This is a genomic window from Vibrio sp. 10N.261.52.A1 (assembly GCF_002876325.1).
In the GTDB taxonomy this organism is placed as follows: Bacteria; Pseudomonadota; Gammaproteobacteria; order Enterobacterales; family Vibrionaceae; genus Vibrio; species Vibrio chagasii.
On record NZ_MCYD01001043.1, the window covers coordinates 1 to 9,596 of the forward strand.

General features: G+C 41.6%; 9 protein-coding genes. 7 read left to right on the forward strand and 2 right to left on the reverse strand.

Features of this window, described 5'->3' with window-relative positions; translation table 11 throughout:
• Positions 1-99: 99 nt before the first annotated feature.
• Complete coding sequence (locus tag BCT81_RS22570; RefSeq protein WP_102425917.1) at positions 100-2,238, reverse strand: peptidase domain-containing ABC transporter; 2,139 nt, start codon at positions 2,236-2,238, stop codon at positions 100-102.
• 659 nt (positions 2,239-2,897) lie between these two features.
• Here BCT81_RS22570 and BCT81_RS22580 point away from each other — a divergent pair.
• Together BCT81_RS22580 and BCT81_RS22585 are read left to right on the forward strand one after the other, a co-directional pair.
• Positions 2,898-3,398, forward strand: a complete 501-nt coding sequence (locus BCT81_RS22580) for a hypothetical protein (protein WP_102425919.1) — start codon at positions 2,898-2,900, stop codon at positions 3,396-3,398.
• Positions 3,373-4,920, forward strand: coding sequence for a TcdA/TcdB catalytic glycosyltransferase domain-containing protein (locus BCT81_RS22585; RefSeq protein ID WP_102425920.1), 1,548 nt, complete (start codon positions 3,373-3,375; stop codon positions 4,918-4,920). The genes BCT81_RS22580 and BCT81_RS22585 overlap by 26 nt, the downstream gene beginning before the upstream one ends.
• A gap of 55 nt (positions 4,921-4,975) precedes the next feature.
• Here the strand turns inward: BCT81_RS22585 and BCT81_RS22590 are convergent, their stop codons facing one another.
• Positions 4,976-6,049 (reverse strand): HlyD family efflux transporter periplasmic adaptor subunit, encoded by a 1,074-nt coding sequence (locus BCT81_RS22590; protein WP_241908261.1) that lies wholly within the window; start codon positions 6,047-6,049, stop codon positions 4,976-4,978.
• A gap of 522 nt (positions 6,050-6,571) precedes the next feature.
• Here BCT81_RS22590 and BCT81_RS22595 point away from each other — a divergent pair.
• The 5 genes from BCT81_RS22595 to BCT81_RS22615 all read left to right on the forward strand — a co-directional run.
• A complete protein-coding gene (locus tag BCT81_RS22595) occupies positions 6,572-6,823 on the forward strand; it encodes a hypothetical protein (RefSeq protein WP_102425922.1) in 252 nt (83 codons plus the stop codon).
• An 18-nt stretch (positions 6,824-6,841) separates the two neighbouring features.
• Complete coding sequence (locus BCT81_RS22600) at positions 6,842-7,669, forward strand: CPBP family intramembrane glutamic endopeptidase (RefSeq protein WP_102425923.1); 828 nt, start codon at positions 6,842-6,844, stop codon at positions 7,667-7,669.
• Positions 7,669-7,950, forward strand: a complete 282-nt coding sequence (locus BCT81_RS22605) for a hypothetical protein (RefSeq protein WP_102425924.1) — start codon at positions 7,669-7,671, stop codon at positions 7,948-7,950. The genes BCT81_RS22600 and BCT81_RS22605 overlap by 1 nt, the downstream gene beginning before the upstream one ends.
• A 91-nt stretch (positions 7,951-8,041) precedes the next feature.
• Positions 8,042-8,827 (forward strand): hypothetical protein, encoded by a 786-nt coding sequence (locus BCT81_RS22610; RefSeq protein WP_102425925.1) that lies wholly within the window; start codon positions 8,042-8,044, stop codon positions 8,825-8,827.
• A 380-nt stretch (positions 8,828-9,207) separates the two neighbouring features.
• Positions 9,208-9,596 (forward strand): hypothetical protein (locus BCT81_RS22615; RefSeq protein WP_102425926.1); only part of this gene is annotated, 389 nt, incomplete at its 3' end.

A 9,596-nucleotide genomic window follows, 5' to 3' on the forward strand; every position in this document is an offset into this window, starting at 1 on the left:
ATTTATGTTTGATTTTAAATGACTTTTCAACGTATGAAGGTTCAAAAAGTATTAATTCATACAATGGTAAAGAATGAAATTCGTCAACTTCAACCCACCCTATTGTGGTTTATCCAAATGAATGGTGCGCGTGGTGGCTGAAGCTATGGTTTCTGCTCGGTGTGCAATGATGATGCGAGTGATATTTAGCTGTTGCACGTGTTGGTTAATAATGGCTTCATTATTAGCATCAAGGTGGCTCGTAGATTCATCCAAACAGAGAACTTTAGGCTGCTTATAAAGCGCTCGCGCGAGGAAAATACGTTGCAACTGACCGCCGGAAAAGCTATTTCCCATGTCTCCAACCAAAGAATAAAAGCCTAATGGTAATCGTTGAATTTCGGCTAAAATGTTAGCGTGGCGACAACTCTCTTTTAATCTTTCCTCATCATATGGGCTATCAAACATGGTGATATTTTCGCCCAGTGTTCCTGAAAGTAAAGTGTCATTTTGCATCACACTTCCTAAGTGCGAACGATAGGTTGTTTTATCTAGCTTTTGGATATCGATGCCATCTAGGTAAATGGTTCCAGCCGTCGGTGAGAGTAACCCTAGAAGGAGCTTAAGTAGGGTTGTCTTGCCGCATCCCGATTCGCCTGTGATAGCGATACTTTCTCCGGGCGCTATTTCAAAACTGAGTTGGTTTAGCACCCAAGGCGCTTGGTCAAAATAACGAAAGCTTACGTTATCTACTTTTATATGGCCTTTCACTGGCAGTGGAAGCAAGGCTTGGCCTTGTGAATCTTCTTGGGGATGTAAAGTGATGTCGGAGAGCCGCTCTAAGTGCAAGGAGAGGAGTTTAAAGGAAAGCATTTTGTCGATAAAGGCAAGAGTGCTCACCGTGAATTGGTTTTTATACGCAATAAACGCCAGTAGCATTCCCACGGTTAGCTCCCCTTCGATCACAATCAAAGCACCTAAATAAACGACAATAACCATCTCCAACCCAAAAATAAGGTCGTTGAGTGTTGCTTCTGCGATCTCCAGTTTTCCTAATTGAATATCGGTATTGATCACTTCGGCATAGCGGTTTAGCCAACTGTTTTGCCGGTACGTTTCGTGGCTAAAGAGTTTAATGGTTTGTATTGCTCGAACACTTTCTAAAAAATGGGAATCTTCTTTGGCTTCTGCCACTATCGATTCTTCAGTAATGCGGCGGTTAGGAAAATAGAACAGCCATTGAAGGAGAAAAGAAAGCCCAACTACGGCAAGCACGATACCAGTCAGAAGTGGGCTATAAAGAAACATCATCATTAATACAACGGATGCCATTAACCCGTCGATTAATGCTTCAACAATGCCTGTAGTAAGTAATTCACGGATGGCGTTGATAGAGCCAAATCGAGAGACAATATCGCCTACATGACGCTTTTCAAAATAAGCATTAGGTAACCTTATCAAATGATGAAATAAGTTAGCGCCCATTTGGATATTGAGCGCGCTACTAAACCTCACCACTAGCCAGCTACGAAAAGCAGTCACACCGGTCTTTATCAAGGTCAGTAGAGCAAAACCTAAAGCGAGGACCATCAGCAAAGGTGTGTCATGACTAAGCAAGACGTTATCAACTACCCACTGCATGTAATATGGAACAATTAATGCGGCGGATTGAATGACCATCGATAACATTAATAGCGTAGCGAGGGTACGTTTTAGTCCATGAACTTTCTCCCACAGTTGGTTAATTCGCATGGATGCGCGTTTATTTTGTTTTTTAAAGGTAGTACTAGGGTATAGCTCCAGTGCGATACCAGTAAAGCTGCGAGCAAATTCAATCGTAGATAACTGGCGTTTCCCCTGTGCTGGGTCATTGATATCAACCTTTCCATTACACACTTTAGTTAGCACGACAAAATGGTTTAAGTCCCAATGAATAATACATGGCAAGGTAAGCTGTTCTAGTTCTTCGACTTCACACTGCACTGCGCGTGAAGTGAACTTTATTTGACTTGCGACTTCCATGATCTGCTTTAGATTCATACCCTGCGTACCAATGGCTACCATTTGTCTAAGTGATGCGACATTGATTGGGCACCCGTAGTACCCGGAAATCATGGCGAGGCACGCCAATGCGCACTCAGATACTTCGGATTGCATCACCAAAGGAACGCGTTTTATATAGGCGTAATGTAATCGTTGGAGAGGGTTATGGTCCTTGGTGAACGTGTTCTGTTTACTTTGGCATTGAATGGTGCTCATTACTTTCCTTTGTGTATTCTTCCACGTCTTACATCGGTATCAGTGTTGTTTAATTTACTTTCTCCTACCTTATGAGCATTTACGGCTAATGACATGTTATTAAAGGAGAAATTACAATTAATTATTGCTCTAATTTGAAGCAATTTTTTGAGCTGTTGCTTTTGGATATCCAATGACTGAGGAGTTAGTGATAAATGAGAATAATCAATAAATTAACTCATAAATTAATTGCTATAACGATGGAATATAAGTCTTGATATGACTTGGGATGTCCCTAAAAGCCGCTGACTCTCACTGTAAGCATAAAGCTCATTATTTTTTCAGAAAGGTCAGGGGAAAATCATTGATTACGTTCGGATTAAGGATGAGTAATGAAGAAAGTTATTTGCCAACAAGTACCGTCACTATCAGAGAGCATGCTTGAGAAGGTTATAGGCGGAAAAGGGTACGATGGTTGTACTTCTAAACCGAAGAAATTGCATAAGGCAGCGACGAAAAAAGGCAACACTTCACAAAATAGTGACTGGAGTGGTGGGTGCAATAGTCGCTCCTCGTAAGCGTTAATTTTAATAGTTATCGCAAGTCGAGTTTGTGGGGTATGTCGTTTATTTACCTCACATTCTTCTCCGACAGGGTCTTCTCTTCTTATGGAGCACATTATGAAAACGTATTTGTTATCACTGCTTGTCGCTCAATTTCCTTTGCCTATTGCTGCCAAGCCTTTTCCTGCTTCTATGTCAGATGACGCTGTTGTTCCTATCACTCGGCGATCTTTAGTGGGTTGGTGGCAATGTCGATTTACCTTCCCGTTGATCGGCGACCGTATTTTAGACGAACATTTGAAGTTAGATAAGGATGGGAGTTTTTCATCTCAGGGTAAGTTTGAATACTACTTGGGCAATCAAGCCAAGCCTGCTCTCTTCTCTTTTTCAGCTCAAGGAAACTGGGACTTTTATCAACACCAACTGCGCCTCGAGTATGCCCCCTTTGATATAGAACCAATGAGCGAGTTGAGTGAACAGTATCTAGACGATATAAAAAAAATCTACCTATCTCCATCCTATAAAGGGACACGTCGCACCGTGTTTGATGTTGAGATACTCCGCGAAAATTCCATGACAATTGGTGATGAATATGACAGCTGGCAGTGCGTTAGATAACAATTCCCAACTTGTTTTTGAGCTCATCAACGGTTCAGAGTCCACGCTGTTTGATAAGAGAAAAGCCTGTGGATTAGTAAAGAAACTACTGTCGCTTCAAGGAAAAGTAAACCGAGAATCTGTATCTGTTTTTATTCGGTTATTAGATGAATTACTTCTAGCTGATAAGGAACATCAGCTTGCTCAAAATGTCTTAAAACGAATTAATTGGCTTAAGCCAGAAAATCTTGTGAAGTTAGAGAGAGTATTTTTCGTTTGGATTGGTTGTTTGGGCGAGCGCCAACTTGAATATTTTGATGTCTGGGAAGAAGTTTGCCAAGACGACACATTCATCTACTACGATAGCCGCTGTTTACTTGCTTCCGAGATCGAGAGTGTGTTGTGTCGAATTCACCATTGCAGCCATAAAGATGCGGCCTTTATACAGTACCAAAGTGACTGGTTTGAGGCGTTTGTTGAAAGCCAGGAAAAACATCTTGATGAGTGGCTGATTGATCATACTCGAGTCTACGATGCCGACATCGCAGCCGAGCTCGAACATAAGCTCTATCGTGTTAGGCATCGTTACTACCAGCTAACTAAGCTGGTTACCATGCTAGATATTGCGTCCATTGACTCATTATTTATGTTTAACGGTTTTGACCTTGAACCTTACTATTTATATGAAGTGCTCATGCGAAATAATTTAGCTGCAGCGAGTGATATTGTTCGATTGTTAGTTCTTTATCATCAAGGGGGGATGTACGTTGATTTCGACACTCTCCCAAGTTTTGAGCACTGTTTTCCTAAAACAAATCGACACTTTCCTGAATGGGTGAGTAATAACATGGTCGATGTACTTAAAGCCGAGCTCGTCATGAATGTGTTTCGAACTCAGCAATTGACTCGTTTTGCACGGTGTCAAGGTGATCATCAGCTAGTAGAGAATATCGTAGCGACGTTTTTTGATGATGATAAAGAGCAAATAGTAAGCTTACATGAAGATATCGCTGAGATAACCGAAGATAAACTGTTTCATCCTTTTATCTTACCACTTGTTTACGAAGAGGGGCTGGCTTTAACGAAAGCGAAAAACAGTGTGGGTGAATTCAACAATAATGTCTTGATAGCGCCTAAAGGGTCTAAGCTCATACGAATCATTTTAATGATGATGATCAGTCGTTACCGTTATATGGAGGATAACGGCATTATATTTGATGATATTTTCAACTCGCGCGACTGTGACGTTAACAATAGAATGATGGAGAGCGAGGAGTATTGGCTTCGTTTTTCGGACTATCGGTATGACCATTTACGATCAAGTGATAACGTAACGCTCTTCTTGTCTGGGCCTTCATTGGTATTAGAGGTGCTCATATCGCTTGCTTATGAAGTTTTTGACATTGAAGGCTGTAGTCCGAACGCCGTCGCGTTCGCAATGAGCCACCCTGGCTTAAAGATGGCATTTGATCATCAAACTCAATTTACAGCAGAGCATATGCGCTCAACTTGGCTTAGAAACCAAAACCTCTTTTCTGATTAGTTCGATTTTAGTCATTGTCTTACATTTAAGCTGGGTTTTTAGTACGGTTCGCTCATTAAAGCTTACCTTGAATCGCGTATACTGGGTCAAGTAACCATTCTAGGAGCGTGCGCGTTTCTAAAATAATATCAGCTTCAGCTAACATGCCTGTTTTCAAGGGGAATTCTTCACCATAGGCGTTCATAAATTGATTTGGTAAAGAGGCCGTTACTCGATACATGGCTTGTTCTGTCTGAATGGGGAGGGCTTTGTCACTTGGCAAGATCAAAGCTTTGTCAATGCTCGTGATAGCACCAGTCATTAAGCCGAATTTCTGATAAGGAAAAGCATCAAAGCGGATATTGACGGTATCACCTTGTTGAACAAAACCAGCAGAGCGGGTAGGTAGGAGTAATTCTAACTCAAGAGGCGAGTTGGTGGGGATGATACTTAAAATCGGTGTACTTGGGGATACTTGGCTCCCTACTTTAGCCTGAATCGCAGTAACAGTGCCTTGCTTGGGCGCTTTCTGTGTAAATTCATATTCGCTGTTTATTTCTACTTTTTGGGCCTGTAATAAAGAGATCTGTTGTTGTATCTCAAGTAGTTTTAAGTTGTGTTGTTCAGGCAGCAGCTGTTGCTGGGTTTGTATTTGTGCTATCTCGACCTGAAGCGAACTCACTTCTTTATCTATTGTTAGATTCGCTTCTTGGTATTCTAATAACGCTTCTTTAGCTTCTATCAAGGCTGTTGCTGAGATGTACCCATCTTGAGATAAGGTTTGTCGTTTTTCATAGAGTTGGGCTTGTAGGTCAAGGCGTATGGTGTTGGTTTGTTTGGCTTTGTTAATAGCGCTTAAACTTTGATTCAGGCGTTCTAACTGGTGCTGCAAAGTGAGAGTTTGCTTGTTAAACAGGGCGTCAGAAAGAGTTCGCTTTTTTTCCAAAATTTTCAACTGTGTGTCTATTTCTTGGAGGAGAGCTGTGGTCCGCTCTTTTCCATTGGTTAAGCCTTGGCTATTTTGAATTCGTGCAATCGGCTGACCCTCTGTGATTTCTAGTCCTTCCTCTACCCATAGCTGATTGAGTACCCCTGAACGAGCAAAATATAAAGTGATGACGCCTTTTTGTGGAGCTAGGTATCCTTTCACTGTCTCTTTACGTGCGAACTCAAATTGCGAGAGGTAGAACAAGATGAGAACAAAGAGAGCGAAAAGTGCCGCACTGATACCATATAAGGACAGTGGCTGAATTAAAACGACGCGACCTGTTAGCGTTTGTTTTTTTGCTTCAAGAACTTGTCGGCGAAATAACATAATTATCCTTCTTTTGGTTCTTAAAAAGCCTATTCATAATGGTGATTAGGGGAGCTCCATGCTAGAACAATTACCTTAAAAACTCAGCTTATTAAACAGTAATTATGAGTCATGATTTTTGGGTTATTTTTACTTTTAGTCTCGAAAAATAACCCTAATAATCAATGGTTAATCAGACGGTTTCTTTTAATTAATTAACAATAATTAAATACTTCATCCCGAATGAACACGCTAGGTTTTAGATTCCAATCGGGGGAGGCTAGACACAGGCGCAATGGCTTTAAACCGACGGAAGTTATCGTGCTTTTAACTCTCTCGCTTGGAATTAATTTTCGGTGTAACTAAAGAGAGGGTTTAATGATGAAAGTATTGGCTACTGCTCATGAGATAGAACAAATTGTTGGAGGAAACCCAGGTCGTGGTCTTGGAAGCTGGATCCGTGATTCGCTAGATAGGGCGCATGCTCCAGTTGCAAGAGCTCGTTATAGAGAATATCGCCAGCGAAGAGATCGCTCGGGAGATCGTGCTGCACAGGCTCGTTCTCGTTCGCGCAGCGACATGAACGACCGCCACGATAAAGGTGGCAATAATCGTATCGGGGGCCGTTAGGTTTCGGAGTAGTTTACGATGCGGTTAATGATCTCTGCTGTGGTGGTAGTCTATATTGGTTATTTTTTTCCAAGTTATATCTTGCTTGATTACTACCTGCTCATTACCCGAGAGTGGGCACTTAATCCGAGTTTGGATCGAGTGCTCTACTCAGCTATCGCCTACTACTTGTTACCCGTTAGCGCTTTTTTCGCGTTGTGTATTGGTGCTCAGCGAGATAAGCATTGGAAGCAGTACTCAACCTCTAGGCCTAGAAACACATGTACATGGGGTGAAGGCGTATTGGTATTGCTTGGTTTGATCTCATTGAATTCTGTATCAAATTATATTCAATATATTGTTTTTGATTGGTTTTCTCCAGGCTATTGGCAGGCCCAAGCCTACAATTTCACGCCTTTGTTTGTAGCCTATGATGGTGTCATTGATTGGTTGAGTGTGTTAAGTAGCGTGATAGATGGGGTAGTGATTTCTCCTGTGATAGAGGAGCTCTTATTTCGTTATTTATTGTTCGTTATTTTTAGGTCAGTTTTGGGATTGACGGGGGCTGCATTACTCTCAAGTTTACTATTTGCCTCAATACACGAGTGGGCACTATATGCATTTATGTCAGGAGTGTTCTTATGTTGGGTCTTTGAGCGATATCGCCGTATAAGTGTGGTCATAGTTGTTCATGCTGGTCATAACCTGTTTATCTTACTTTTTGACCTTGCTTATTATTCAATAACACAGCTTCACTTCAACCCTTGGGAGGGGGTTAATAACGGTATTATTGCGTTGCAAGCGGGGTACCTAGTGCTTTTTACACTCTTTATTGACTATCAGCGAAAAAAACTTAAGGAGGAGTAATGTTTACGCGAAGGCTGTTTCTTTTATTTTTATATTTAAATAGTACCTTGTTTTTTTTGAGCGTACTTTGGTTGTTAGTTCCATTTTTCAAGCAATATTCGTTAAGCGATTACTATGCTTATAGTGCTGTTGCCACTTTAGTTTTGAGTGCTCTTGTCGCTCAAGGTGGTCGAAGTAGTACTGAAGCGACTGACAATAAAAATAACTATCGTGCTGTTGTGTTCTTGTTGATATTAGGCTTGATGTTAATCATTAAAAGCTTTGTGTTAACTTTGATTTAGAGGCGCTTATATAATTCGTTATTACGACTATCAAAATGGTGTTTTCGTACACGCTTTGGTTGTTTAAGGTTGGGTTGTGGGCAGGGGATTTATGATAAAAAGTAAAAGGATTCTTGTATCTGGTTGTGTGTTAGTTGTGTTTGCGATCATGATAAGCCAGCGGAATGTTAAACCTGAATTTATCTTCCCTAAGTGTAATATTAGTAACCCTGTTCAATCAGAGCTCACCTTCTTTATTGATGATTCCGTTGTTTATAAAGGTGAAATTGTCGGAAAGCTGCATGAAGCTGTGGCGATGTCTAACACAATATTAATTAACTCCTGTATTCCTATTATTCGCTCTTTCAAAGAGAGTCAATTTGTCTCTATGCCAAAGAGTGTTTCGTCTGTTTCTTCTCTGCATTCCTCCTTACAAGAAGAAGTCGGTCATTCCAAAATCGCCCATCTTAGAAGTAGTCCAATTCAACAGTATGTCGTTGTTCTTGGTGAGAATCACCCTCTCGTGACTGAACAAGGAATACATGGTATGACGATGATGAACTTGAATGATAGTTTTGTTGTCTTGTCTGAAAGGTTTCCTATTACCGTCTTGGAGCATGAATTGGGGCATTTAGGTTGGGCGATGCATGAACAGCCTGATACTGAAAGTGGTCAGTTTTGGGTTAACGAGCAGATTTTTCCCGACAATAGAAAAAAGGCGAAGCCTTACGCAGGGGCTTACCATTGCTCTAATTATGGTACTGTTATGAGCAATGCTACTCAGGTCGTTCCGGCCTACTCAAGCCCCCTGATTAGTAATAACGGAGAGTTATGTGGTCACGAAGCGAAGGGGGATAATGCTAGGGTTATGCAGGAATACGCGGAAAGCTTAAGGTAAATCTTTATATATCCTCTAGAGCATCCAACGGTTACCTGATTTATCTCGTGAACCTCTTCGCTCGCTCCTTACTCTTCAGAGGTTTAACCAAGCCATCTTTAATAACCACAAACGACGTGCTTTACGTTGATTTCTCCGTTCCTTCACCTCTTGTTGCTCTCCCTGCCTTTCAATAAGTTCGAGTAAGGGCTTATTTCTTATGCGCCGATTTCTTTCACTCGCCTCATTTTCGGGCTCGCAGGCTGTTAACCGTCTCTCCCCACAACCTGTTTTTCAAGGGAGGCTTCGCCGCTGCGCGCCCTTGCAAAGCAGAACGATGTTGAGAGATCGGACAGCCAAGCGGCTCCGAAAAGTGATACTCAAACAGAAAGGAAACTCTCATGGCGCAACAAAACCCAACCCCAACTCTCTCTAACTCAAATTCATCGACCAGCGTTTCGCCGCTGGGGCACGAAAGCTCACCAAAAAATGATATCTCTAGTCCTTTGGCGGTATTGAAGTTGCGCTATCAAGTCAAAAAGTGTCGTGATGAGGCGAAAAGAAAGTCTGATTTTGTTTCCAAAATCCAACGTTTGAAAATGTTTAGTCGTCGTCAGTCGCCAGAGCAACAGGCTGACATCACAGCGTTAAAAAAACAAGGGTTCGTTGACGCTATCAAGCAGCAGTTTCCGCAATTGGTGTCGCGTCGTTTTGCTTTCCATGAAATCCGTGACTTTTTCATCGAATTAAATGGCGCTGGCTTTGGTGAATGGTTTCTTCACGAGCGAGT